This window comes from Plantactinospora veratri, from assembly GCF_036421995.1.
Lineage (GTDB): Bacteria > Actinomycetota > Actinomycetes > Mycobacteriales > Micromonosporaceae > Plantactinospora > Plantactinospora veratri.
Genome location: NZ_JAZGQL010000005.1, coordinates 246037 through 272444 on the forward strand (window position 1 = coordinate 246037; position 26408 = coordinate 272444).

The 26408-nt window shown below is 73.8% G+C and carries 21 protein-coding genes; 8 read left to right on the forward strand and 13 right to left on the reverse strand.

Going from position 1 to position 26408, the window contains the following annotated elements:
- The first annotated feature begins 101 nt into the window (after positions 1 to 101).
- From V1634_RS07300 to V1634_RS07310, 3 genes are all read left to right on the forward strand, one after another.
- Complete coding sequence (locus tag V1634_RS07300; RefSeq protein WP_234359515.1) at positions 102 to 347, forward strand: CPCC family cysteine-rich protein; 246 nt, start codon at positions 102 to 104, stop codon at positions 345 to 347.
- A 283-nt stretch (positions 348 to 630) separates the two neighbouring features.
- Entirely contained in the window at positions 631 to 1461 is an 831-nt protein-coding gene (locus V1634_RS07305) for a DNA-formamidopyrimidine glycosylase family protein (protein ID WP_331206972.1), read from the forward strand.
- A 295-nt stretch (positions 1462 to 1756) separates the two neighbouring features.
- Positions 1757 to 5407, forward strand: a complete 3651-nt coding sequence (locus V1634_RS07310; RefSeq protein WP_331206973.1) for a multicopper oxidase domain-containing protein — start codon at positions 1757 to 1759, stop codon at positions 5405 to 5407.
- Between the two features lie 28 nt (positions 5408 to 5435).
- On the opposite strand, the gene pspM is transcribed toward V1634_RS07310, so the two are convergent.
- The 8 genes from pspM to V1634_RS07350 all read right to left on the reverse strand — a co-directional run bounded on the left by pspM (position 5436) and on the right by V1634_RS07350 (position 14914).
- The gene (gene pspM / locus V1634_RS07315; RefSeq protein ID WP_331206974.1) at positions 5436 to 6215 is read right to left on the reverse strand and encodes a phage shock envelope stress response protein PspM; all 780 of its coding nucleotides are present in this window, start codon (positions 6213 to 6215) and stop codon (positions 5436 to 5438) included.
- Between the two features lie 105 nt (positions 6216 to 6320).
- Positions 6321 to 7184, reverse strand: coding sequence for a PspA/IM30 family protein (locus V1634_RS07320; RefSeq protein ID WP_331206975.1), 864 nt, complete (start codon positions 7182 to 7184; stop codon positions 6321 to 6323).
- A gap of 264 nt (positions 7185 to 7448) precedes the next feature.
- Entirely contained in the window at positions 7449 to 8174 is a 726-nt protein-coding gene (locus tag V1634_RS35425) for a helix-turn-helix domain-containing protein (protein ID WP_407951733.1), read from the reverse strand.
- Between the two features lie 272 nt (positions 8175 to 8446).
- Positions 8447 to 8971, reverse strand: coding sequence for a CinA family protein (locus V1634_RS07330; protein WP_331206976.1), 525 nt, complete (start codon positions 8969 to 8971; stop codon positions 8447 to 8449).
- 69 nt (positions 8972 to 9040) lie between these two features.
- Positions 9041 to 9613 carry a CDP-diacylglycerol--glycerol-3-phosphate 3-phosphatidyltransferase gene (gene pgsA, locus V1634_RS07335; protein ID WP_331207355.1) on the reverse strand — a complete coding sequence of 191 codons (573 nt, stop codon included), beginning with the start codon at positions 9611 to 9613 and terminating at the stop codon, positions 9041 to 9043.
- 187 nt (positions 9614 to 9800) lie between these two features.
- Positions 9801 to 11315: a 30S ribosomal protein S12 methylthiotransferase RimO gene (gene rimO / locus V1634_RS07340; protein WP_331206977.1), complete on the reverse strand. Its 1515-nt coding sequence runs from the start codon at positions 11313 to 11315 to the stop codon at positions 9801 to 9803.
- A gap of 59 nt (positions 11316 to 11374) precedes the next feature.
- A complete protein-coding gene (locus V1634_RS07345) occupies positions 11375 to 12334 on the reverse strand; it encodes an ornithine cyclodeaminase family protein (protein ID WP_331206978.1) in 960 nt (319 codons plus the stop codon).
- A gap of 108 nt (positions 12335 to 12442) precedes the next feature.
- Complete coding sequence (locus V1634_RS07350) at positions 12443 to 14914, reverse strand: DNA translocase FtsK (RefSeq protein WP_331206979.1); 2472 nt, start codon at positions 14912 to 14914, stop codon at positions 12443 to 12445.
- A 212-nt stretch (positions 14915 to 15126) separates the two neighbouring features.
- Between V1634_RS07350 and V1634_RS07355 the strand changes: the two genes are divergently transcribed.
- Both V1634_RS07355 and V1634_RS07360 read left to right on the forward strand, forming a co-directional pair.
- Complete coding sequence (locus V1634_RS07355; RefSeq protein ID WP_331206980.1) at positions 15127 to 15594, forward strand: type III secretion system chaperone family protein; 468 nt, start codon at positions 15127 to 15129, stop codon at positions 15592 to 15594.
- 108 nt (positions 15595 to 15702) lie between these two features.
- A complete protein-coding gene (locus V1634_RS07360) occupies positions 15703 to 17289 on the forward strand; it encodes a YbjN domain-containing protein (RefSeq protein WP_331206981.1) in 1587 nt (528 codons plus the stop codon).
- Here the strand turns inward: V1634_RS07360 and V1634_RS07365 are convergent.
- The 5 genes from V1634_RS07365 to thyX all read right to left on the reverse strand — a co-directional run bounded on the left by V1634_RS07365 (position 17246) and on the right by thyX (position 23154).
- Complete coding sequence (locus V1634_RS07365; RefSeq protein WP_331206982.1) at positions 17246 to 17665, reverse strand: DUF2784 domain-containing protein; 420 nt, start codon at positions 17663 to 17665, stop codon at positions 17246 to 17248. The two genes, V1634_RS07360 and V1634_RS07365, sit on opposite strands and share 44 nt — an antisense overlap.
- A gap of 130 nt (positions 17666 to 17795) precedes the next feature.
- A complete protein-coding gene (locus V1634_RS07370; RefSeq protein ID WP_331206983.1) occupies positions 17796 to 19490 on the reverse strand; it encodes a S1 family peptidase in 1695 nt (564 codons plus the stop codon).
- A 197-nt stretch (positions 19491 to 19687) separates the two neighbouring features.
- Positions 19688 to 21376 carry a ribonuclease J gene (locus tag V1634_RS07375; protein WP_331206984.1) on the reverse strand — a complete coding sequence of 563 codons (1689 nt, stop codon included), beginning with the start codon at positions 21374 to 21376 and terminating at the stop codon, positions 19688 to 19690.
- 64 nt (positions 21377 to 21440) lie between these two features.
- Entirely contained in the window at positions 21441 to 22364 is a 924-nt protein-coding gene (dapA, locus tag V1634_RS07380; protein ID WP_331206985.1) for a 4-hydroxy-tetrahydrodipicolinate synthase, read from the reverse strand.
- Between the two features lie 46 nt (positions 22365 to 22410).
- Positions 22411 to 23154: an FAD-dependent thymidylate synthase gene (thyX, locus tag V1634_RS07385; protein WP_331207356.1), complete on the reverse strand. Its 744-nt coding sequence runs from the start codon at positions 23152 to 23154 to the stop codon at positions 22411 to 22413.
- 239 nt (positions 23155 to 23393) lie between these two features.
- Here thyX and V1634_RS07390 point away from each other — a divergent pair, with 239 nt between their 5' ends.
- The 3 genes from V1634_RS07390 (at position 23394) to V1634_RS07400 (ending at position 26393) form a co-directional block, all read left to right on the forward strand.
- Entirely contained in the window at positions 23394 to 23897 is a 504-nt protein-coding gene (locus tag V1634_RS07390; protein ID WP_331206986.1) for a toxin-antitoxin system HicB family antitoxin, read from the forward strand.
- Positions 23898 to 23978: 81 nt separating this feature from the next.
- On the forward strand, positions 23979 to 24776 hold the full coding sequence (locus tag V1634_RS07395) for a DUF4097 family beta strand repeat-containing protein (RefSeq protein WP_331206987.1): 798 nt from the start codon (positions 23979 to 23981) through the stop codon (positions 24774 to 24776).
- Positions 24777 to 25280: 504 nt separating this feature from the next.
- Positions 25281 to 26393 carry a hypothetical protein gene (locus V1634_RS07400; RefSeq protein WP_331206988.1) on the forward strand — a complete coding sequence of 371 codons (1113 nt, stop codon included), beginning with the start codon at positions 25281 to 25283 and terminating at the stop codon, positions 26391 to 26393.
- Positions 26394 to 26408: the final 15 nt, after the last annotated feature.

The window sequence follows — 26408 nt, forward strand, 5'->3', positions numbered from 1 at the left end:
CCGGCCGGCCTACCGGCCCCGATCCGCGCCGTACCGGGCACGCGGCGTCGGCGAAACTGTCTACTGTGCCCGCGCCGGGCGGCTGTGAAATGCTTACCCGTGTGGGGAAACACACGATCGATGTCGCCGCCTGCCCGTGCTGCGCACACCGGACCGGCGGCGGCACCTGTCCGGTCTGCTTCTGGACCGACGACGGTTCCACCGACCAGAATGCCGGCACCGCCCGGGGCGGCCCCAACGGTGACCTGAGCCTGTCAGACGCCCGGCTCAACTACGCCATCTACGGCGCGAGCCACCCGCGCTACCAGGACGCGGTCCGCCAGCCCCGCCCCGAGGAGTTGCCCTGACCCCGGGTGGGCGGCGGTAGCACCCGGGCCACGCCCCCGCCCCGCCGTCCACCCGAGGGCGACCCGCGACCATCGGCCCCGCAGCCACACCCGCCGCAGGAGCCTCCACCACCCTCGGCGGTGCCGGACGACGCCACGACGCCACGACCGGCGGCGACCCGGGTCGTGACCGACCGGCCCACACCCGGCGGCGGATCGGCCGGTACGCGTCCGAGCAGGTCACGACCGTTGCCGGATCGGCGCGTACCCGACGGCGGCGGTACGGCTGGGGGAGGATGGACGGGTGCCCGAAGGCGACACCGTGTGGAACACCGCCCGCGCACTGCACCGTGCCCTGGCCGGCGACCGGCTGACCGCCACCGACTTCCGGGTGCCCCGACTGGCCACCATCGACCTGACCGGCGCGACCGTGCTGGAGTCCGCCGCCCGGGGCAAGCACCTGCTGCTGCGGCTGCGTACCCCGGACGACGAGGCGCAGCTCACCCTCCACTCCCACCTGCGGATGGACGGAGCCTGGCGGACGTACGCCCCGGGGGAGCGCTGGGCGGCCCGCCCCGCGCACACCATCCGGGTGGTGCTGCGTACCGCCGCGGCGGTGGCGGTCGGCTACCATCTGCACGATCTCGCCCTGGTCCCCACCGCCGAGGAGCGGTCGCTGGTCGGGCACCTCGGGCCGGACCTGCTCGGCCCGGACTGGGACCCGGCCGAGGCGGTACGCCGGCTCGCCGCCCAGCCGGGCCGGAGCATCGCCGAGGCTCTGCTCGACCAGACGAACCTCGCCGGGATCGGCAACCTCTACAAGTCCGAGCTGCTGTTCCTGCGCGGCGTGTCCCCGTGGACGCCGGTCCGGGAGGTTCCGGACCTGCCCGGCATGGTGGCCCTGGCGCACCGGCTGCTGATGGCGAACCGGGGGCGGTGGACGCAGAGCACGACCGGGTCGCTGCACCGGGGCCGGACCAGTTACGTCTACGGCCGGCGGGCCGAGCCGTGCCGCCGCTGCGGCTCGACGATCCGGAAGCGGGAGCAGGACGACCGGGTCACCTACTGGTGCCCGGCCTGCCAGCCCGAACCGGGCCGCCGCCCCGGCGCCGGTCCCGGGCAGCCCTCACGCTGAGGGTCGCCCGCACGCGGGCGACCGCCGCCGGGCGTCGACCGGCGGCTGCACCCGGGCCAGGCCGCCGGGCGTACCGACTGTCACTTGGGAACCCGGCGGGGCCGGATGTGCCAATCCGAAGTCGAGACGCTTTCACCAGCCTGGCGACCGTATCCAACACTGGCGGTAAGCGGTTGACTGCTTACGGATCGTCAGCAGCCCACCGGGCCGGTCGGCGCGGACCGGCCCCGGCTCGTCGGGCACTGACGGACGGAGCGGTCCCAAGAGCTGATCTTCCCGGGGAAGGGGTGCGGTCATGTTCAAGAGGTTCGCGGCAAGCCGGGCGGCCCGGGCGGAGCAGGCCAGGCGACAGGGCGGGGAGAGCGCAGCGGCCGGCACCGGCCGGGCGGCGGGTACGGTGGTGCCGGCCGCCCGGACCAGCGCCGATCCGCTGCCGGCGGTCACCTCGGACCCGACCGCCGCACCGGACTACTTCGGCTTCGTACCCAACTTCGCGTACAGTCCGCTGCCGGTCTGCGACCCCGGCGGGCGGGTGGTCCCCGGCACCGGGATCCGGAAGTTCGTCACCTCGCTGCCCCGGGCCGGCGACACCCCCGACGAGCTGGGCAACCTGATTCCGGTCGCGGTGCCGGACACCACCACCTACCCGGGCTGCGACTACTACGAGATCGCGGTGCAGGAGTTCCACCAGCGGCTGCACCCCGACCTGCCTCCGACCCGGCTGCGCGGGTACCGGCAGCTCAACAACGGGACCGACGCCACCGGGCACAACACGGTGGGCCCGCCGGTCCGGCCGTACCATCTCGGGCCGCTGATCCTGGCCCAGCGGGACCGTCCGGTCCGGGTCAAGTACGTCAACCGGCTGCCGGTCGGCGAGGCCGGTGCGCTGTTCCTGCCGGTGGACCCGACCCTGCCCGGCGCCGGTACGGGTCCGCTCGGCGGCACCGAACACCATCCGCAGAACCGCTCCGCCGTCCACCTGCACGGCGGGCGTACCCCGTGGATCAGCAACGGCGGGCCGACCCAGTGGACGACCCCGGCCGGCGAGCCGACCTCGTACCCGCGCGGCGCCGGCCATGCCAGCGTGCCGGACATGCCCGCACCCGGTGCCGGGGCGAGCACCGCCTACTACCCCAACCAGCAGAGCGGCCGGCTGCTCTGGTTCCACGACCAGGCGGAGGGGATCGCCCGGCTCACCGTCTATTCCGGACAGCTCGGCCTCTACCGGCTGGACGACCCGGTGCAGCGGCAACTCGTCGACGACGGCGTGCTGCCGGCCGAGGAGATCGTGCTGGTGCTCCAGGACAAGACCTTCGTACCGGACGAGGCGCAGCTCGCCGCCCAGGACCCGACCTGGGACGTGGCCCGCTGGGGCGGCACCGGCAGCCTCTGGTTTCCGCACGTCTACATGCCGAACCAGAACCCCTACAACGAGTCGGGGAGCAACCCGATGGGCCGGTGGGACTACGGGCCCTGGTTCTGGCCGCCGTTCACCGGCATCACCCACGGCGCGGCGCCGAACCCGTATTACGACCCGGTCGCCCGGCCGTGGGAGCCGCCGGTCCAGCCGGGCACCCCGGCACCGTCGGCGGTGCCGGACGCCTTCGGGGACACCCCGCTGGTCAACGGTGCCGCCTATCCCTACCTGCGGCTGCGACCGGCCGCGTACCGGTTCCGGATCCTCAACGCCTGCAACGACCGCAGCCTCAACCTCCAGCTCTACTACGCGGCCTCGAACGCGCCGATGTGGCATCCGGACGGCACCCTGCGCGACGGCGACGCCGGCGAGGTGCCGATGGTCGCGGCCCGGCCGAACCCGGACTTCCCGCCGGACTGGCCGACCGACGGCCGCTGCGGCGGGGTCCCGGACCCGAACGCGGCCGGGCCGGACTGGATCCAGGTCGGCTCCGAGGGCGGGCTGCTGCCGGCGGTGGCGGTGCTGTCGAATCAGCCGATCAACTACCAGTACAACCGGCGGGACGTGACGGCGCTCAACGTCACCGGGCACGCCCTGCTGCTCGCCCCCGGCGAGCGCGCCGACGTGGTCGTCGACTTCTCGTCCGTGCCACCCGGGTCGAACCTGATCCTCTACAACGACGCCCCGGCGCCGATGCCGGGCTTCGACCCGCGCAACGACCACTACACCGGCGCCCCGGACCGGACCTCGTCCGGCGGGCCGCCGACCACCCGCCCCGGTTACGGCCCGAACACCCGGACCCTGATGCAGATCCAGGTGGTCGGCACCCCGGCTCCGCCGTTCGACACCGACCGGCTCCGGCGCGCGCTCCCCCGGGCGTACGGGCAGAGCCAGCCGCCGCCGATCGTGCCGCAGCAGGCGTACGACGCGGCGTTCGGCACCGCCACGCCGCGGAACACGTACGCCCCGATCGAGGACACCTCGATCACCTTCACCCCGTACGGCGGTGACGCGCCGGTGACCCTGCCGTTGCGCCCCAAGGCGATCGTGGCCGAGTTCGACCCCGCGTACGGCCGGCTGAGCTATCTGCTCGGCACCGAGCTGCCGAAGACCAGCTCGCTGATCCAGACCACCATCCCGCTGACCCGGATCGACCCGCCGACCGAGGTGCTGCTCCCCTCCGACCCGGCCGCCCCGGTCGGCTCGCCCGGCGACAACACCCAGCTCTGGAAGATCACCCACAACGGGATGGACACCCAGTCCATCCACTTCCACCACGTCAACGTTCAGCTCGTCAACCGGGTCGGCCGGGACGGGGCGGTCAAGCCGCCCGAGCCGAACGAGGTCGGCTGGAAGGAGACCGTCCGGATGAACCCGTTCGAGGCGACGGTGGTGGCGGTCCGGGCGACGCTGCCCGAGCCGCTGCCGTTCACCGTCCCGGACAGCACCCGGCTGGCCGACCCGACCCGACCGGCCGGTACATCCGACGGCTACACCCAGGTCGACCCGGAGACCGGCGAGCCGGCGGCGGTGACCAACCGACCGCACAACTTCGGCTGGGAGTACGTCTGGCACTGCCAACTGCTCGGCCACGCCGACGCCCAGATGACCCGGCCGTTGGTGTTGCGGTTCTCGCCGGCCGCGCCGACCGGGCTCGCCGCGAAGCCGGAACCCGGCTCGGCGACCGTGCTGCCGGCGATCGTCCTGGCCTGGACGGACAACTCCCGGGGCACGGGTACGCCGGGGCCGCGGGCGACCGGCTGCCTGGTGCAGCGGGCCACCGACGCCGGCTTCACCCGTGACCCACGCAGCTTCACCGTCCCGGCCGGCGACAACCGGTACGTCGACTCGACCGTCACCCCCGGACGCACCTACTACTACCGGGTCCGGGCCGAGAACAGCGTCGCCCACTCGGCGTACTCGAACACCGCCAGCGCGCTGGTGCAGTTGCGGCCACCGACCGGGCTGGTCGCCACGGTGGCGAGCGGACCGCCGATGCGGGTCAACCGGGGCTGGGTGAACCGCTCCTTCGCCACCACGGTGGACCTGCAACGGGCCACCAACCCGACCTTCACCAGCGGGCTGGTCACCGTCACCGTCCCGGTCACCGGAAGCTGTCCGGACCCCCGGGTCGCCCCGGACACCACCTACTACTACCGGGTCCGGACCGGCTATCTGGGCGCCTCGTCACCGTGGTCGAACGTCTCCACCGTGGTCACCCCGGCGGTGCCGGCGACACCGACCGACCTGGCGGCGAGGCTCGACGGCGTGTCCGGGCACGGCGCCGCCACCGTGGTGCTGACCTGGGCGGTGCCGCTGACCAGCGTGGTCGGCGGCTTCACGCTGCACCGGGCCACCAGCTCCGGCTTCACCACCGGCGTGACGACGCTACGTGTTCCGGGCAGCGCCCGCTCGTTCACCGACACCGGGCTGGCCCGGGACACCGTCTACCACTACCGCATCCAGGCCGGCAACGCCGCCGGCACCTCCGTGGTCAGCCGTTCGGTCTCGATCCGTACCCCGGCCTGACGGCCACCGGCCCGGCCTGACGGCGGTGCTAGGACATCGCCTGGGTCGGGCCGGTACGCGAGCGCAGGTCCGCCAGGCCACCCGCCACGCCCCGGAGCAGGTCGGTGGCCTCGGTGAGCCGGGTCACCGAGGAGTTGTCGTGGTACTCGCGACCCTCCTCGGCGACGAAGCCCGCCGCCGCCGCGACCAGCCGCTCGTACGCCCCGACGCCGTCGTCGAGCTGCCCCGCCAGGTGCCGCCGCGCGGCATCGAGTTCCGGCCGGGTGTCGGCGGGCGCCACCCGTACCGCCCGGTCCACACTGGCCAGTCGCTCGGCGAGATCCCGAAGGGACTGCTCCGCCACCGCCGCCTCCAGCACCGCCGGGCCGGCGGGACCGGTGAGCCGGCCGGCGAGCCCGGCCATCGTGGTGGCGGCCCGGTCCAGCCGCGCCCACGGTTCGGCCGCCAACGAGCCGCGCAGGGCGATCCGGGCGCGCTGTCGGCGTACCTCGGTGAGGGCCTGACGCCCGGCGGGCAGCCGCTCGACCGCGGCGACCAGCCGGGCACGGACCTGGTCGGTGTTCACCGGCTCGGGCGCCGGTGGCACCGGCTGCGCGGCCAGCTCGCGAAGGTCCGCCCAGCGCCAGACGGCGAGCATGACCGAACCACCGGCCGCCGCCGCCCAGGCCGCGTCCGGCAGCCCCAGCCCCTGGTAGGGGGTGAGGACCGCCGCCGCGCCGCCGAGGCCGCCGGCTAGCACGCTCCACCGCCGCACCGACCGGCGCAGGCTCCGCAGCCGACGCAGGTGACGGGTTCGCAGATCCGCCATCTCGACCTCACTCCCCGACGGCCGCCGGTCCGGCCGGCGGCTCCGCTCCCCCTATGGTCGCCGGCCGGAGCCGGCGGCACCCCGCGTTCGCCGGATCACGCCGGCTCAGCCGGCGGCGCTGCCGCCGCCGGTCTGCTTGTCCCGGCCCAGGCTCGCCCGGATCTCGTCCAGCCGGGCCACCCCGGCCGGGTCGGCGGCCGGAGCCGCCTGCTCCACCGCCGGGTTGGCCGCCCCGCCGGCCAACTGCTCGCCGGCCATGCTGGACCGGATCTGCTCCAGCCGGGACGCGCCGGCCAGGTCGAGGGTGGACTTCTGGATCTCCAGCATCCGGCCCTCGACGGAGTTGCCGGCCAGCTCGGCCCGGCCCATCGCGTTGGCGTAGCGCCGCTCGATCCGGTCCCGCACCTCGTCCAGCGAGGGGGTGTTGCCCGGGGCGGCGAGCGCGGACATCGACTCCAGCGACTTGGCCACGCTCTCCTGCATCTTGGCCTGTTCGAGCTGGCTGAGCAGCTTGGCCCGCTCGGCCAGCTTCTGCTGGAGGATCATCGAGTTGTTCTCGACCGCCCGACGCGCCTGGGCGGCGGCACCGATCGCCTGGTCGTGCAGGGACTTGAGATCCTCGGTCGACTGCTCGGCGGCGACGAGTTGGGTGGCGACCGTCTGCGCACTCTGCTCGTATTTCGCGGCCTCGGTCTCGTCACCGGCGGCCCGGGCCCGGTCGGCGAGCACCAGGGCCTGACGGGCCATCCCCTGCAACCGCTCGACCTCGGACATCTGCCGGGACAGCCGCATCTCGAGCTGACGCTGGTTGCCGATCACCGCAGCGGCCTGCTGGACGAGCGCCTGGTGCTGGCGCTGCGCCTCCTCGATGGCCTGCTGGATCTGCACCTTGGGATCGGCATGCTCATCGATCTTCGCGCCGAACAGCGCCATCATGTAGCGCCAGCCCTTGACGAACGGGTTCGCCATCTCCCGGTATCCCCTCAGTGTCATCAATCCGGTGGCCGTGCCGGCCGGCCCAGGAAGGCGCCCGCGCGACAGGATCTCCATCGTCCCAGGATCGCGCCACCCCGGCGTACGACCTCAGGGGGATATCCACCGGATATGCCGCCAGGGGCCCACCGTAACGCGGTAAACCCCGGCGAGCCACACCTTCACCGGCGCCGGAGTCCTGACGGCCGGGCCAGCCGGGACGACGACAGCCCGCAGGGGGCCGCCGGCCCCCGGACGGAATCAGCCGACGCAGACGACATCCCGCTCGGAGTCCGCGCTGGGGCGGATCCGGCGGGTGGTCCGCAGCGTCGCCTTCAGCGGCGATTCCTGCCGTACCGTCACCGAAACCGTGCCATCGGTCGCGACCTGCCGCACCGGCTCGGCGCCGAGCTGGTGCACGCCACCCTCGGCGAGGCTACGCAGCGCCCGGTCGGCCAGCCCCGGTCCGACCAGGGACGCCTCGACCAGCGCCGACTGCGCGGCGGGCTCGGTACGGGCCGGCTCGGCCGCGGCGGCCTGCCGGGCCGGCTCGGCAATGCCGGACTGTCGTACGGGCTCGGCGCTGACCGGCTGGCGGGCCGGCTCGGCCGCGCCGGACTGCCGAACCGGTTCCGGGTACGTCGGGGCGGCCCGGCCAGCGTCCTCGGCCGGTCCACCGGACTCCGGACGCCTGACCCCGTCCCGCCCGGAGACCGGACCCTCCTGCACCGGCACCAGCACCGCGGGCAGCCCCTCGGCCACCTCGACGGTGTCGCTGACGTCGCGGAGCAGTTCGGAGAGGCGGGCGCCGAGCGCGTCGCAGATGGCGGCCAGCAGTTCGCTCGACGCTTCCTTCTGGCCGCGCTCGATCTCGGAGAGGTAGCCCAGGCTGACGTTGGCGGCGGAGGAGACCTCGCGCAGGGTTCGGTGCTGCCCCTGCCGACGGGCCCGTAGGGCGTCACCGATCACCCGGCGTAGCAGGACCATCGCACCTCCCGTGTCGCGGGCTCAGACCCTCCCGGACGTCGGACCGGCGCCGTCATCCCCACCTCGCCGCGCTGCGGCGACATCGACCTCGCCGTGTCGCGGCGGCGTCGGTCCGGCCGCGATGCGGTGAAACCGATCCGGCCGCGAGGTGGCGGTTGACCGCGACGTCGACTGCCCGAGCCTTCCCGCAACCGTACCCGGTACGGCCGCCGACGACATCCCGCCCCGCCAGTCCGATCTTCCCGCCGTCCGCGACACCGTCGTCGGGGACGTCAGTCCGTGCCGTCGCCGGTGCCGGCCCCGGCCTCGGCGTGCAGCCGCTCGGCGAGCAGGTGCAGGGCACCGCTCACCGCGGCGATCCGGATCCGCAGCCGGTTGCCGTCGAGGTCGAGTCGGCGTACGTCGGTGCCGGTGGGTCCGGCCGCCGCCACGTAGACGAGGCCGACCGGCTTGCCGTCCTGCGGCTCGGGCCCGGCGACCCCGGTGGTGGCGAGGCACCAGTCCGCCTCGCAACGCTCCCGGCCCCCCTCGGCCAGCGCCACCGCCACATCCGGGTCGACCGGGCCCCGCTCGTCCAGCAGCTTGGCTGGTACGCCCACCAGCGACGACTTCAACTCGGTCGCGTACGCCACCAGGCCGCCCCGGAACACGCTGCTGACACCGGCGATGTCGACGATCGTGGCGGCCAGCAGGCCACCGGTGAGCGACTCCACCACCGCCAGGGTGGCGCCCCGGTCGACGAGCGCGTGTACGACCGCCGCGGCCCCGTTGTCCGCCGCCCGTGCGGGGTCGTCCATCCGATCCTCCTCCGGTCTCCGGCGAGGCTCCGTGTCGCCCGCCGATCTGTTCCTGCCCTGCCCGTCCGCTCAGGGTGCCGGGCGGCGCAGCCGCAGTGCCCGGACCACGTAGTCGAGCCCGGTCACCACGGTCACCACCACGGCGACGCCGAGGATCCACGGCCCGACCCAGGTCACGCTCTCCGGCACCGGCCAGAGATACCAGACGATGGCCAGGGTCTGGACGGCGGTCTTGGCCTTGCCTCCCCGGCTGGCCGCGATCACGCCGTACCTGATCACCCAGAACCGCATCAGTGTGATGCCGAACTCGCGGGCCAGGATGAGTACGGTGATCCACCAGGGGATTCGCTCATACCAGGACAATAAGACCAGAGCGGTACCGGTCAGCGCCTTGTCGGCGATCGGGTCGGCCACCTTGCCGAACGAGGTGACCAGCGCCCAGCGTCGGGCGATCCACCCGTCGACGAGATCCGTCGCCGAGGCGACCGCGAAGGTCAGGCAGGCCGCCACCCGCCAGCCGGCGTGCACCATCTCGGAGCTGATCACCAGCCCGACGAAGACCGGTACCAGCGCCAGCCGGAGCGCGGTGAGCCCGTTCGCCGCGTTGACCACCGGGACCGGGCCGACCCGGCCCGAGAGCACCGGCTCGACGGCCGCCGCCCGGCCCGGCTCGGCACCCGCGCCCACCCCGGATCCGACCGTGCCGGCCGGCACCGGCGAGCCCGCCGTGGCCGGTACCGAATCCGCCGCCTCCGTCACGACGGCGTCCCGCCGCCGAGATCGGCGCACCGGCGGCACGCCCCCGGCGCGACAGTCGTCACCACCCCGGTCACTCCGCCCCACGCGGCGCCGCCGAGACCATCTCCTCCGGTACGGCCATCAGGTCCACGCCCTCGGTCCCGGTGACCCTGGCCCGGACCAGGTCACCCGGGCGTAACGCGGCCAGGTCGACCCCGCCGCCGACCGGGGCGACCAGGGTGGTCGAACCGTCCACCTCCGGCGCCTGGTGGGCCGCCCGGCCCTCCACCACGCCGTCGTCCACCGAGTCGACCAGCACCTCGACGAGCGCACCGAGCCGCTCCTCGGCGCGCTGCGAGCAGAGTTCGTCGGCGAGCGCGGAGAGCCGGTCGTACCGCCGCTTCACCGTGGCCGACGAGACCTTGCCGGACAGGCCGGCGGCCTCGGTGCCGTCCTCGTCGCTGTAGTCGAAGACGCCGATCGCGTCCAGCCGGGCGGCGGTGAGGAAGCGCTCCAGCTCCGCCACGTCCGCCCGGGTCTCGCCGGGGAAGCCGACGATCACGTTGCTCCGGGCGCCGGCCTCGGGGGCGAACTGGCGCACCGACGCCAGCAGTTCGAGGAACCGGTCGGTCGAGCCGAACCGGCGCATCCGGCGCAACACCGCCTCGCTGGAGTGCTGGAACGAGAGGTCGAAGTAGGGCGCCACCCCCGGCGTGGTGGCGATCACCTCGACCAGCCCGGGACGGGTCTCGGCCGGCTGGAGGTAGCTGGCCCGGACCCGGACGATGCCGTCCACCGCGGCGAGCTGCGGCAGCAGTTTCTCCAGCAGCCGGGGGTCGCCGAGATCCTTGCCGTACGAGGTGGAGTTCTCGCTGACGAGCACCAACTCCCGGACGCCCGACCGGGCCAGCCACTCCGCCTCGGCGAGCAGCTCGTCCGGGGTACGCGAGACGAAGGCACCCCGGAAGGTCGGGATGGCGCAGAACGCGCAGCGCCGGTCGCAGCCGCTGGCCAGCTTCAGCGAGGCGACCGGGCCGGAGTCGAGCCGGTGTCGCAGCACCGGGCGCAGGTGTGCGGGGGTGTGCGCGTCGGCCACCAGGGTGCCGCCGGCCGGGCGGGTGGCGGTCTCGCCGTGCCCGGGCAGCACGACCGAGCCGCCGTGCCGGGCCACCGGGGTCAGCGGCAGCAGCTCACGCCGGTCCCGGGGAGTGTGCGCGGGCAACTGCTTGCCGGCCAGCACCTCGTCGAGCCGGGCGGAGATGTCGGGATAGTCGTCGAAGCTGAGCACCGCGCCGGCCTCGGGCATGCCGTCGGCGAGCTCCCGGCCGTACCGCTCGGCCATGCAGCCCGCCGCCACGACCTTGGCTCCGGTGTCGGCGGCGGCCAGCAGCGTCTGGATCGAGTCCTGCTTGGCCTTCTCCACGAAGCCGCAGGTGTTCACCAGCACCACGTCGGCGCCCTCGCCGTCGGTGGTCACCTGCCAGCCGTCGGCGTGCAGCCGGGCGGCCAACTCCTCCGAGTCGACCTCGTTACGGGCACAGCCGAGGGTTAACAGCGCGACCCGGCGGCCGGCGGTCGAGGAGGAAGAGGCAGCGGCAGACACCATCCGAGCCTACCGGGAGGGCCGGACCGACCCGGCACGGCGGCTGCCCGGCGCCGGTCGCGTCACCCCGACCCGGCACCCCGGCCCGGCGGCGCCGGACCGGCCGGCTCGGCCTCCGGCCGGGTCAGCCGGTCGAGCAGGAACGCCTCGCTGCCGGCCAGGCCGACCGAGCAGAAGACCGTCACCTGGTCCGACGTGGTCCGGCCGGGCTGCTCGCCGGCCAGCACCGCGCCCAGCGCCCGCCACCGCCCGGCGTACGCCCCGACGGTGCCGAGCATCGGTGGGTCGTACGCCCCGGCCTGGGCCAGCGAGTCGGTGACCAGCAGATCCGCCCGGTCCAGCAGGTCGGGGCCGAACTCCGCCCGGCCCACCTGCTTGTGGCCGATGGTGTTGAGGTGGCTGCCGGGGCTCAGGTCGGCGGCCGAGATCACCGGAGCCGGGCTGGTGGTGGCGAGCACCACCACGTCGCGGTCGCGCACCGCCGCCGGGGCGGTGTCGACGGCCCGGGCCGGGATGCCCAGCTCGGCCCGGACCCGGGCGGCGAACTTCTCCCGCCCGGCCGGGGTACGGCAGTAGACCGTCACCTCGCGCAGCCGGCGTACCGCCGCGACGGCCCAGACCTGCGCCCACGCCTGGCCACCGGCGCCGACCACCCCGAGCGTGGCCGCGTCCGGCCGGGCGAGCGCCTGCGCCGCCACCCCGCCGAGCGCCCCGGTACGCCGAGCGCCGAGCTCCTCGCCGACCGCGACCGCCCGGAGCCGCCCGGTCGCGGCGTCGTGCAGGACCACCACCTGCTCGCCCTCGGCATGCCCGAAGGTGTCGTACGAGCCGAATCCGTACCACTCGTCGACGAGCTGCCCGGCGGTGAGGACCAGCCGGCCACCGGCCAGCGGTGCGGCCACCCGGGGCGGGGCGACGAGCCGGCCCCGGTACGCCGCCAGCAGCGCGTCCCGGATCGCCGCCACCGCCGTGGCGGCGTCCAGCCGGGCCGCCACCTCGGCGTCGGCGATGAATTGGGTCATCACCGGATTCTCATACGTCAACCGCGCTTCAGGTCAACCTCGACGGCCGGACGGTAGGACCTGTCCCGCAGGTGCGGCCGGGGTGCGGGTCGCCCTCCGGCCTCCGGCTCAGTCCTCCGGCCGGAGCGCCGCCAGCGCCTCCTCCAGCTCGTCCGGCTTGACCAACACGTCCCGGGCCTTGGAGCCCTCCGACGGCCCGACGATGCCCCGGGTCTCCATCAGGTCCATCAGCCGGCCCGCCTTGGCGAAGCCGACCCGCAGCTTGCGCTGGAGCATCGAGGTGGAGCCGAACTGCGAGGTGACCACCAGCTCGATCGCCTGCACCAGCAGGTCGAGGTCGTCGCCGATGTCCTCGTCGACCTTCTTCCTGGTGTCCTGCGCCGGGGCGAGCACGTCGGGGCGGAACTCCGGCTCCCGCTGGTCCTTGCAGAACTTGACGATGTCGTTGATCTCGGCCTCGGTGACCCAGGCGCCCTGGATGCGTACCGGCTTGGAGGCGCCCATCGGCAGGAAGAGACCGTCGCCCCGGCCGATCAGCTTCTCCGCGCCCGGCTGGTCGAGGATGACCCGGGAGTCGGCCAGCGACGAGGTGGCGAAGGCGAGCCGGGACGGCACGTTCGCCTTGATCAGACCGGTCACCACGTCGACCGACGGGCGCTGGGTGGCCAGTACCAGGTGGATGCCGGCGGCCCGGGCGAGCTGGGTGATCCGGACGACCGAGTCCTCCACGTCGCGCGGCGCCACCATCATCAGGTCGGCCAGCTCGTCCACGATCACCAGCAGGTACGGGTACGGCCGGATCTCCCGCTCGCTGCCCGGCGGCGGCTTGATCTGACCGGCCCGGACCTTGCGGTTGTAGTCGTCGATGTGGCGTACCCCGGCGGCGGCCAGGTCGTCGTAGCGCATGTCCATCTCGCGGACCACCCAGTCCAGCGAGTCCGCCGCCTTCTTCGGGTTGGTCACGATCGGGGTGACCAGGTGCGGGATCCCCTCGTAGTTCGTCATCTCGACCCGCTTCGGGTCGATCAGCAGCAGCCGCACCTCGTCCGGGGTCGCCCGGGTCAGGATGGAGACGAGCAGACTGTTCAGGCAGCTCGACTTGCCGGCGCCGGTGGCGCCCGCGATGAGGATGTGCGGCATCTTGGCGAGGTTGGCCACCACGAAGCCGCCCTCGATGTCCTTGCCGAGCGCCACCAGCATCGGGTGGTGGTCACTCGCCGCCGCCCGGGACCGGAGCACGTCGCCGAGCGCCACGTCCTCCCGGTCGCTGTTCGGGATCTCCACCCCGACCGCGCTCTTGCCCGGGATCGGGCTGAGGATCCGCACGTCCGGGGACTTGACCGCGTACGCGATGTTGCGGGAGAGCTGGGTGATCCGCTCGACCTTCACGCCGTGCCCGAGTTCGACCTCGTACCGGGTGACGGTCGGGCCCCGGGTGAAGCCGGTCACCGCCGCGTCCACGTCGAACTGGTCGAAGACGCCGGTCAGCGCGGCTATCACCTCGTCGTTGGCCCGGCTGCGGGTCTTCGGTGCACCGCCGGGGCGCAGCAGGTTGGCCGGCGGCAGCGTGTAGTCGCCGGCCAGCCCGGTGATCGCCAACTGCTCCGCCCGGGTCGGTGCCGGCGAGTGCTCCGGTGGCTCCGGCGCCTTCCGGGCGGCCGGTACCTTGCCCTTCGCCTTGCGCGACAGCGGCACGTTCTCGTGCGTCGGGGTGTCGATCTCGTAGCCGGGCTCGTCCTCGTCGACCGGTTCCGGCAGCGGCGACGGGCGGCGACGCGGCCGACGGCCCTCGGTGCCGCGCGCCGATCCGGACTCGGCGTCCTCCTCGGACTCCGGCCGACCCAGCACCGCACCGGCGAGCAGCCCGAGCCGCTCCGGCACCTTGTTGATCGGTGTCGCCGTCACCACCAGCAGGCCGAAGAGGAGCAGCAGCACCAGCAGCGGTACGGCGACCCAGGCGCTGACCGCGCTCTCCAGCGGCCCGCCGACCCCGGCCCCGATCAGACCACCGGCGTAGTCGCGCTCCTTGTTGTCCGCCGGATGCTGTCCGATGTGCAGCAGCGCCGCGGTGCCGACGATCAGCGCGGTCCAGCCGACCAGTCCCCGACCCCGGTGCTCCGGCTCGGCCGGCTCCCGCATCAGCCGGACCGACCCGATCAGCAGCAGGACCGGCAGCACGATCGAGATCGCGCCGAAGAAGAGCCGGATGGTGTCGGCGAGTCGACCGCCCAGCGGCCCGGCGGAGGAGAACCAGACCGCCACGGCGCTGAGGATCGCCAGGCCGAGCAGGAGCAGGCCGGCGCCGTCCCGGCGGTGCTCCGGGTCCAGGTCGCGGGCGGTCGCCGCCTGCCGGCCCGCCGCCCGCATGGCCCAGCCGACGCCGTGCGCCAGCCCCATCCAGGTCGCGCCGATCGCCCGGCCGACGTACACCGCCGGGCTGGTCCGGGTGGGCCGGCGTGCCGCCGCCGCCCGGCCCCGGGCCGGCTGCCGCGCCCGGCTGTTGCCCGCGCGACTACCGCCGGACCGGGTCGTCGACCCACTCCGGCGTCGGTTCGCCTGCGAGGAGGCACGGCCCGCCATAAGTTCACACGTTAGCCGCGCGCGCTGAGGATTCCCCGCTTTTGCACGCCGTGTCTGACCAGCTACCTCGCGGATCACACCCGGAGCGCACCGCCCGTCCCCCGCCGTCGACATCCCGGCGGCCCCGCCGTGCGCGGCCCGGCTGTCCCGGTACCGGTGACTGTGGTCCTACCATCACGGGCGGAGCCGGAGCCGTCCAGGAGGGAGCGCGCATGCCCGTACCGGACTTCGTCGACGCCTCTGCCCGACCCGGCGGCGGCCGGCCGGAGCGGCTGCGACCACTGACCGACGAGCTTCTCGGCACCGTGCTCGGCGGCCGGGGCTACACCTGCTACACCGATCCGGACGGTGACCTGGTCGGCAGTTGGGACGGCAACCTGGTCTACTTCCTCCGGCTCGGCGAGGCCGGCGAGGTGCTCCAGATCCGCACGACGGCCGCGAGCCGGTTCTCCGTCGACGACGTGCCGACGCTGTACGCGTTCTGCAACGCCTGGAACCGGGACCGGCTCTGGCCGAAGGCGTTCGTGCAGGTCAACGACGACGGTAGCGTCCGGGTCTGCGGCGAGGTGGTCACCGACCTGGAGTGCGGGGTCACGGTCCGCCAGCTCGACCAGTTGCTCGGCTGCGGCATTTCGACCGGCCGCCAGATGTGTGCTGCCGTAGCGGAGCTGCGACGCTGAGTAAAATCATCGCGGCCGGCACGGATTCCGGGACAGCCGGTCCGAACCCCTGGAAAGCGAGACCCCGCCGATGAACCCGCAGTCACCCCGCCCCCGCGCGGCGGCCGTGTGACCCCCGACGAGCTGTTCGCCGCCCTGGCCGACGCCCGGGACCGGCCGGACGACGCCGCCAAGGTCGCGGAACTGGACCGGATCGTCGCGTACGCCGATGCCGGCGGGGACGAACGGCTCGGCTTCGCGGCCCGGTTCGCGCTGATCGAGACGCATCAGCGGATCGAACCGTGGCGGATGCTCTCGCCGGTACGGTGGTGTCTCGGCGTCGTCGACCGCGCGCCGGAGACCGTCGACGCCACCGACAGCGCGCTGCTGCCCGACTACCACCGGCAGGCGGTGACCGCGTTCTGCGGCACCTCCCGGGCCGGGCTGGCCCGGGTCGGGACCGCCCTCGACGAGCTGGAGCGCCGGCTCGACGCGGCCGGACGGAGCCGGCGGCCGGCGTACGCGCTGCGCTGCCGGATCGCCGACCACGTCGGTGCCGAGTCGGCGGCGCGACGGTGGCTGCTGCGGTGGCGGGCGGCGCCGCATGACCGGTGGAGCGGCTGTGCCGCCTGCGAGCCGGCCGACCAGGCGAGGCTGCTGGCCGGCTGGGGCCGGTGGACCGAGGCGGTCGAACTGGTCGAGCCGGTGCTCGACGGCGGGCTGGCCTGCCCCGACCAGCCGGAGCGGGCGCTCGGCACGATCCAGCTGGCATACCTGCGGCTCGGCCGCCACGACGAGGCCGCCGAGGCGCACGTACGCGCCTACCGGCGGCACCGGCGGGAGCGGGCCGGCTTTCCGCTTCTCGCCGACCACCTGCGGTTCTGTGCGCTGGCCGGTCAGCACGAGCGCGGCCTGGAGATCCTCGCCCGGCACCTGCCCGGGCTGGACCGCCCCTACGACGAGGCGTCCGCGCTGGAGTTCGCCACCGCCGGGGCGCTGCTCTGCCGGCTGGCCGGGCGGGCCGGCTTCGCGCGCCACCCGATACACCGCCCCGGGTACGCCGGGCGGCACGCCGCCGAGCTGACCGTCGCCGCGCTCGGCACCGAACTCACCGCCACCGCAGAGGACCTGGCGGGCCGGTTCGACGCCCGCAACGGGACGAGTCACCAGTCCGGCCGGGTCGCCTCCTGGCTGGCCGAACGCCCGCTGCCCGGCCCGGTATCCCTACCGCCGGAGTCGCCGGCCGAGCCGGAGCGGGTGATCGAGCAGGTGCGGACGGAGTGCCGGGAGCGGGGGGACGGGCTCGTGCTGGTCGGACCGCTGACCGTGGCGGCGATCGTCGACGTACTGCGGGACCGGGCGGAGCAGCACGTGCCCGGTCCGGCGGGCAGGATCGGTGGCCGGTGGGGCGATGCGTTGATCGAGTTCGAGCGGCTGGGTGAGCGGGGCGAGATCCTGCACGCCCGGGTGACCGCCGAGCGCCGGCTGCCGGCGGACCGCCTCGGGCAGGCGTACGAGTTCTGCAACGCCTGGAACCAGGACCGGCCGCTGCCCAAGGCGTACGTCCAGGATCCCGGTGCGGGCGAACTGGTGCTGGCCGGGGACGTCAGTACCGACCTGGAGCACGGCGTCGCCGCCGGTCAGCTCGCCGTACTGGTCGACGCGACCCTGGTCAGTGGAGCCGCCTTCGCGGCCGCGGTGAGCGCACTGCCCTGACCCGCCCGAGCCGGCCGAGCCGTTCGAACACGCCGAGCCGCTGCGACAGGCCGAGCCAGGAGGCCAGGATCAGCACCGCGACCAGCACCTGGGCGAGCAGGGCGTACCGCTCGGGATAGAAGACACCCTCGACGTAGCGGTCGATGAAGCCCCGCCCGACGTCGGATTCGCCGGCCCGGCGCCGGGCCCAGTGTTCGAGGTAGGTCAGCGGGCAGACCAGTTGGGCGGCGGTCACCAGCACGCCCCAGGCGGCGGCGCTCAGATGCAGCCAGATCGTCCTCGGCCAGCGCCAGGCGAGGAACCCGCCGAGCACCAGATAGCCCAGGAAGCCGAAGTGCAAGGTCAGGACCAAGATGATCAATAACCGGTAACCCATTGCCGCCTCCCGGGCAAAGGCTACCCAACCGGGCGGCCGGCGGACCGGGTACGGATACTCAGCCCGCCGGCCGGCGCTCTCGACTCGTCGCGGTGCCCGGCTGTTTCAACGCAGATCGGCTATTCGTCCCTCATCGCACCGAGAAGCCGAGGGTGTAGTTGCCGGAGCCGCGCCGGGACTCCACCCGGTAGCGGTAGAAGCCGGCGCTGCCGCTGTAGGAGATCTGCTCGTCCGCGGTCGGCCCGGCGGAGACGGCGACGGTACGCCAGCCGCCCCGGCTCCACTTCTGGAGTACCAGGTCGAAGTTGGCCCCGGAGGGTCCGTCCAGGCAGCCGACCTGCCGACCGTGCCCGGCCCGGAAGTAGCGACCGGCGGGCTGCACCTGGCGCCGCCCGGCGCCGAGGGTGGCGGCCTTGCGCGCCTTGTGCCCGGTGCACTCCGCACCCGGCGGCGGGCTCGGCGGTTCGGTGGCGGCCGGCGGTTCGGTGGCGGCCGGCGGGGGCTCGGTCGCGGCCGGCGGCTCTGTGGCGGCCGGCGGCTCCGTCGCGGCCGGCGGCTCCGTCGCGGCCGGCGGCTCCGTCGCGGCCGGCGGCTCCGCCGGGGGCGCGGCCGGGCCGTTCGCGGTGGTGACCAGGGTGAGCTGGTTCACCTCCAGGATCTCGGTCAGCGGCTGGAAGAAGGTGATCCCGCCCACCGTGCAGTCGCCGGAGCCGCCCGAGGTCACCCCCTGGGCCTGGTCGCCGGACATCCAGGAGCCGCCGGAGTCACCCGGCTCGGCGCAGACGTTCGTCCGGGTCAACCCGGTGACCGTACCCTCCGGGTAGACCACCGTGGCGTTCAGCGCCTCGACGACCCCGCACCGGGCGCCGGTGGTGGCCCCGAAGCGGCAGATCGAGCTGCCGACCGGCGCCTCCTGGCCACCCGCCACGGCGATCGTGCCGCCGTCGAAGTCGTTGACCACCGGCTGCGGGACCCAGTCGTCGTTCGTCTCCACCACGCCCCAGTCGTCGCCCGGGAACGAGGAGGCCGACACGACGCCCTGGGCGACCCCGTCCGGGCTGCTGGTGGTGGCGCCCGGCGCTCCACAGTGCCCGGCCGTGACGAATCCACCGACGACGGAGAAGCCGATCGAGCACTGCGCCCGGTTGTCGATCACGTACGGGTCACCGCCCCGTACGTCGATCAGCGGCACCGGCGCCTCCGCCGAGGCGACCACCTCGACCGCGCTCGCCGGGGCGCCACTGCGCTGGGCGAACCGCCGCACGGCGGCCTCGGTACCGGGCTGGGCGCGTACCACGACGCGGTTGTTCGACACGTCGACGTACCAGCCGGCGACGTCCGGAGTGGCCTGGTCGGCGATCCGGTCGAGACTCGCCTTGACCGTGTCGAGCTGCCGGGCGTTCCGGGTGACCAGTTTCGGTTCGGCTCCGGCGGCACGGACCCGGGCGGCAGCCGCCTGGTCGGTGACCGCCACGTTCAACTGGTTGCCGTCGGCGGCGAGCCAGGTGCCGCCGTACCCGGTGCCGAGTTCGGAGCGCAGCCGCTGCGTGGTACCCCGGGCCCACTGCTCCCGTTCCAGCCGGGCGCGCGCCTGGGCCGGAGTCAGCGACAGGTCCCGGGCGAGCGCGTCGACGATCTGCCGGGACGGTCCGGCCGGCGCCGGTTCCGATCGCGGCGGGTCCTCTCCGGCCAGCGCCGGCCAGGTCACCGCCGCCAGACCGGCGACGGTGGCCACCGTCACGCCGATCGCGATTCCCCGCCGCTGTGCCGTACTCCGCCGACTGACCGTGCCTCGCCGGCTCCGCGTCGCGCGTCCGCGATCCATCGATCGCCTCCTTCACCATCGGGCAGCCCGCGGGAAGGTACGGCCGGCGACCGGCCGGCGATGAACGGATCGGCGATGGGCAATCTCACAGCCGATCGGCTGAACCGACAACGCCCCGGATACGTAGAAGGAAGGGCCCCTTCTTATCGCTTTCCGTTGTAGAGGGGGCCCTTCCTAACACCTGAGGCGGGGATCGGTCAGACCTCGACCACGGTCGGGACGATCATCGGGCGGCGCCGGTACGCGTCGTTCACCCAGCGGCCGACCGTACGGCGGACGATCTGCTGCAACTGGTGCGGATCGGTGATCCCCTCGGTGGCCGCCCGGCCGAGCGCCTCGGTGATCAACGGGATGACCGGGTTGAACGCGTCCGGGTCGTCCGAGAAGCCCTTGGCGGAGATGGTGGGGCCACCGACCACCTTGCCGGTGACCGAGTCGACCACCACGGTCGCCGAGATGAACCCGCCGTCGCCGAGGATGCGCCGCTCGGTGAGGAGCGACTCGCCGACGTCACCGACGGCGAGGCCGTCGACGTAGACGTACCGGCTCTTGACGTGCCCGACCACCCGGGCGTGCCCCTCGACCAGGTCCACGACGTCGCCGTCCTCGCAGAGCACCACCCGGTCGGCGGCGACCCCGGACTCGATGCCGAGCCGGGCGTGCGCGCGCAGGTGCCGCCACTCGCCGTGCACCGGCATCAGGTTGCTCGGCCGGACCACGTTGAGCAGGTAGAGCAGTTCGCCGGCCGGGGCGTGCCCGGAGACGTGCACCTTCGCCACGTCCTTGTGGATGACGGTGGCGCCGGCCCGGCAGAGCCGGTTGATCACCCGGTAGACCGAGGTCTCGTTGCCCGGCACCAGCGAGCTGGCCAGCACCACCGTGTCGCCCGGGGCGACGGTGATGTGCCGGTGGTCGCCGGTGGCCATCCGGCCCAGCGCGCTCATCGGCTCGCCCTGCGAACCGGTCGACATCAGCACGATCTGGTCCGGCGGCAGCGCGGCCGCCTCGTCCAGCCCGACGACCAGGCCGGGCTCGATGCGCAGCAGCCCGAGATCGCGGGCGATGCCCATGTTGCGGACCATCGACCGGCCGATGAAGGCGATCTTCCGGCCGTGCTCGGCGGCGGAGTCCAGCACCTGCTGGACCCGGTGCACGTGCGAGGCGAACGAGGCCACGATGATCCGGCCGCGCGCCTTGGCGAAGATCGAGTCGAGTACCGGCCCGATCTCCCGCTCCGAGCTGACGAAGCCGGGGATCTCGGCGTTGGTCGAGTCGGAGAGGAGCAGGTCGACGCCTTCGGCACCGAGCCGGGCGAAGCCGGCCAGGTCGGTGATCCGGCCGTCCAGCGGGAGCTGGTCCATCTTGAAGTCGCCGGTATGCAGCACCAGCCCGGCCGGGGTGCGGATCGCCACCGCGAGCGCGTCCGGGATCGAGTGGTTGACCGCGAAGAACTCGCACTCGAACGGGCCGAGCCGCTCCCGGCCGCCCTCCCGCACCGTCAGCGTGTACGGCTCGATCCGCCGCTCGGCCAGCTTCGCCTCGACCAGCGCGAGGGTGAACTGCGAACCGACCAGCGGGATGTCCGGCTTGTGGGCGAGCAGGTACGGCACCGCGCCGATGTGGTCCTCGTGCCCGTGCGTGAGCACGATCGCCTGTACGTCGGCGAGCCGGTCCAGGATCGGCGCGAAGTCCGGCAGGATCAGGTCGACACCGGGCTGCTCGACGTCGGGGAAGAGCACCCCGCAGTCGACGATCAGCAGCTTGCCGTCGTACTCGAAGACGGTCATGTTCCGCCCGATGGCACCGAGGCCGCCCAGCGGCACGATCCGCAGCCCGCCCTCGGGCAGCGGCGGCGGCAGCTCCAGCTCAATTCCCGGCTGGCTCATGCCCGCACTCCGCATCCCCGTCCGTCGCCCCGAACCCGTTTCCCACCGGTGTTCCCGACTCCCGTCATGGCAGCTCCAGCCCGGCGGCGGCGCAGTCGGCCCGCAACTGGACCATCTCGTCGGAGGTGACCTCGACCAGCGGTGGGCGTACCGGCCCGGCGGGCAGCCCCCGGGTCGCCAGCGCGGCCTTGACCAGGATGGTGCCCTGGGTACGGAAGATCCCGGTGAACAGCGGCAGCAGTCGCCGGTGCAGGGCCAGCGCCCCGGCGGTGTCGCCCCGGTCGTACGCCTCGATCATCTGCTTGGCGAGCGCCCCGGTCAGGTGGGTCGAGGTGCCGACCAGGCCGACCGCGCCGATCGCCAGGGCGGGCAGCGTCAACGCGTCCTCGCCGGAGTAGTAGGCCAGATCGGTCCGGCCGGTCACCGCCGCGCTGGCGATCAGGTCGCCCTTGGCGTCCTTCACCGCGACGATCCGATCGTGCTCGGCGAGTCGCAGCATGGTGTCGGTGGCGATCGCCACCCCGCTGCGGTGCGGGATGTCGTAGAGCATCACCGGCAGCGTGGTGGCGTCGGCCACCTCGGTGAAGTGCCGGACCAGCCCGGCCTGCGGCGGCTTGTTGTAGTAGGGGGTGACCACCAGCAACCCGTGCGCCCCGGCCTTCTCGGCGGCACCGGCCAGCTCGATGGTGTGCCGGGTGTCGTTGGTGCCGACCCCGGCGACGACCTGCGCCCGGTCGCCCACCGCCTCGACCACCGCGCGGACCAGCCGCTCCTTCTCCGCGTCCGTGGTGGTCGGCGACTCGCCGGTGGTCCCGTTCACTACCAGCGCGTCGTTGCCCTGCTCGTCCACCAGGTAGGCCGCGAGCCGGGCCGCGCCGTCGAGATCCAGCGAGCCGTCCGCGGTGAACGGGCTCACCATCGCGGTGAGCAGGCGCCCGAACGGGCGGGGTGCCGCCCGTTCGGCGTTGGCAGGGTGGTGGTGGGTCATGCGAACAACCTATCGGAATGCCGCCGCCCGATCGGCGGGGAAGGGTTCAGGACAGCTGGGCGTACGGGCTGGTGGCGATCTCGGTGCCGTCCGGCAGCGCGCTGATGGTGAAGTCGCCGAATACGTTCGGTGCGACGCGCTGGAGCTGCCGCAGGCATTCGACCGCCAGCTCACGGATCTCGACGTCGGCGCCCTCGGTGGCCCGCATCGCCACGAAGTGCCGCCAGGCGCGGTAGTTGCCGGTGACCACGATCCGGGTCTCGGTGGCGTTCGGCAGGATCGCCCGGGCGGCCTGTCGGGCCTGCTTGCGGCGCAGGGTGGGGTTCTCGACGTCGGCGAAGCGCCGCTCCAGCCCCTCCAGCAGGTCGTTGTAGGCCCGCAGGCTCGCCTCGCTCGCCTCCACGAACCGCTTGTGCAGCTCCGCGTCCTCGGCGATCACCGAGGGTTCCACCATCGCGGCCTCGCGCTCGGGCACGTACCGCTGGGAGAGCTGGGAGTAGGAGAAGTGCCGGTGCCGCACCAGCTCGTGGGTGAACGAGCGGGAGACGCCGGTGAAGTAGAAGGTCACGGTGCCGTGCTCGAGCACCGAGAGGTGCTGGCTCTCCAGGATGTGCGCGAGGTAGCCCGCGTTGGTCGCGGTGGCCGGGTTGGGCTTGCGCCACGACTGGTAGCAGGCCCGGCCGGCGAACTCGGCCAGCGCCTGGCCGCCGTCGGCGTCGGTCGACCACGGTACGTCCTCCGGTGGCTCGAAGTGCGTCCACGCGATGACCTTGACCTGGGGGACCACCATCTCCGGCATTCCTCGGACTCTAGTCGCCTCCGGCGTGGTCCCGACGACCCCCCGCCCGGGTCGATGCCCGAGCCCGGATGCCGGTCCGGCAGCTCCGGAACCTCGGCTCGGAAACCCGGCGGATCGCGGTCGTGGAAGCCCGGCGGATCCCGGTCGGGTGCATCGCTGACGGCATCCGTCGTCAAGGTGACGTCATAGTGCCACTTGTTTGTGACGTCAGGTGGTGTCATAGTGACGTCATGGATCTGGCTCCCTATCTGGCCGCGCTGCGCCGCGATCTCACCGCCGCCGCCGCACCCGGCGGCCCGGAGATCAGCCGGGCGGCCGAACTGCTCGCCGGCTCGCTCGACATCTCGGCCCGGCTCTGCCTGCTGGAGGTGCTCGCCGACGCGACCGCCGAGATCACCGCCAAGCTCGACGGACCGACGGTCGAGGTGCGGCTGCGCGCCCGGGAGGCGGATCTGGTGGTGCACCGGGAGGCGCCGGAGCAGCAGCCGGCGGCCGCCCCGCCCGGCCCGCCGCCCCCGCCGACCGAACCACCCGGTGACGTCACCCGGATCACGCTCCGGCTGCCGGAGCCCCTGAAGGACGCCGTGGAGCGGGCGGCCACCGCCGAGGGCATCTCGGTGAACGCCTGGCTGGTGCGGGCGGTCACCGCCGCCGTACCGGGAGCCGCACCGCCGCCGACCGGCCGGACCGGTCGGGGGTCCAGCCGCCGGATCACCGGCTGGGCACAGGCCTGACCACCCCCGACCACTCCGGGCGGTGCCCACGGCACCCCGGCCCGGATCAGCCACCCACCCAGGACCCACCGTGGAGGAGTCATGCCCGAATTTCCCCGAACCGCACCGGTAACCGTCGTCGCCGATGTGCCGTCCGGCGCGTTCGAGATGCTCGCCGAGGAGCGCGAGTCGGCCGTCGTCGAGGTACACCCGTACGACGGCAGCGCCGAATCCCGCGAGCAGGCCGAACGCACCCAGGTCGGGCTGGACGGCGACGTGCTGTCGGTGGTGGTACCCGACCGGGCCGGCGGGCTGTTCCGGCTCCGCGCCGGCAGCGTACGCGTGCTGGTCCGGGTACCAATCGACAGCTCCGGCCGGATCAAGGTCGCCTCGGCCGACGTCCGCTGCCGGGGCCGCTACGCCGAACTGACCGTCGGCTCGGCCTCCGGTGACGTCGAGATCGAGCACGTCACCGGTGACGCCGACGTCGACACGGCAAGCGGCGACATCGAGGTGTCCCGGGTGGACGGCCGGCTGGAGGTCAAGGGAGCCTCCGGCGCGCTCGTCGCCCGACAGGTCGGCGGAGCGCTGCGGGCCCGGCTCGCCTCCGGGGACGTCGACGTCGCCGAGGCCGGCGACGCCGTCGAGATCAAGACCGCCTCCGGTGCCGTACGCGTCGGAGCGACCCGGCGGGGCCGGATCCGGATCGGGACCGCCTCCGGTGACGTGGGTGTCGGGGTACGTCCCGGCACCGGGGTCTGGCTCGACCTCAGCACCGTCTCCGGCACCACCCGCAACCGCCTCGACCCGGGGACCGCGCCCAGCTCGGCGGGCGACCCCGGGCTGAGCCTGGAGGTACGCACGGTGAGCGGCGACATCGAGGTACGCCGGGCGGCCTGAGGGGCCAGCCGCACCACCGCCGGCCCGGCGACCGGATCACCGGTCACCGGGCCGGGGCACGCCTGGCCGGGGTACGCCGGGTCGACGGCGGTGCCGCGGCGATGGCCGGCCGGACCGTCCGCCCCGGGTCGGAGGGCTCGGCCAGGATGGTTGGCCGGCTCGCGGATGCCGTCGGCGGAGCCAGGCCCGGGCGGTCGCGGTCAGCAGGGCGGTACCGAGGACCAGCAACCCGGTCCCCCACAGTCGGGCTCGATGAGGCATTCTGTCATCGACCTTCCACGATCAGTGATCTTCCTGACTGGTGGTCCCCCGCACCGATCCGGGCTTGCCGACCGGCCGGTACGGAGGACCGCGGTCCACCCGCCAGCCGGGCGGGCCGGCGAGGAACCGCAGGTACTCTCGCCGGACCGTCGACTGTCGGAAAAGAGCACCGCCGCCCTACCCCCGTGTTTCCGACAGGCACCGCGGCTGTCGGGTAACGCCCATCCGGCAAGGACGACCGACATGCCCCCCGGACCTCCCGGCATCGACGACGACACGATCCGCGCCCGCTGCGCCAGTCCCGAGGCGGCGGCGTACACGCTCTACGTCCGGCGACTGGTCGGCGGGGCGGTGCTGGCCGGTGGGCAGGCGGAAGTCCTGCGTACCGCCGCCGCCCGTGGCCTCCTGCCGGTCCGTTTCAGCCGGCAGACGCTCTCCGAGCACCTCTCCGGGCGGTACCGGCACGGGCCACCGTGGAGCACCACCGAAATGATCATTCGATGCCTGCCGGAGCACACGCCCCGGGACCGCATCCGGGCCGAGGCCGCCGCCCTGCACCGGGCCGCCGCCAGAGCGGCCGCCGCCGGACAGGCCACCGCCGGGCGGGTCACCACCGGACAGGCCGCTGTCCGACAAACGAGCGTCCGACAGGCTGTCCAAGGGGCGGCTCCGGATCGCAGCCATTCCGACATCCCGAGTCCGGACAGCCGCACCGGTCCGGACAACTCCGTCGACCGTCGCCCGCGCCGGGATCCGGCAGGCCCTCGGCCGGTACGCCGACCGAACGCCCCGGGGCCCGTCCGACGCAACACGCCCCAGCACGGGCGCAGCCCGAACAGCGCACCGGTCGCCGAGTCCCGGCCGGACGGCAACCAGCCCCGGGGGCAGTACGGGCGCGGTGCCGGCCGGGGCTGGCCCGGGCAGGACATCGCGGTCGACATCGCGGACCTGCGGGCCGACTGCGCCCGGCTGACGGTGCAGGTGCTGCTGATCCGGGAGCACGGCAGCCATCCGGAGTGGACCGCCGAACTCTCGGCGGCCCTGGAGCGGCGGCAACGCAGTCCGCTGGGGCAGCTCTCCCGGCACATCGACCCGAGCGCGGCACTGGCGCACCGCGCGCTGGCCGGCTATCTCTGCGCGTACGCCGAACTCGGTCGCAGCAGCGTCACCGAGCTGGCCATCCGGACCGGGCTGACCGCCGCCGTCGTCGCCGAGACCCTCGCCGCCCGGCGGATGCCCACCGAGGCCGAGTTGCGCGATCTGGGTGCCGTGCTCGGCGTGGACACCGTGGTTCTCCGGCAACTCGCCGCGCATGCCCGGGGCCTGCACCGTGCGGCGCCGGAGAACCGTCGGTAGCCGCGAGCGCCTCGG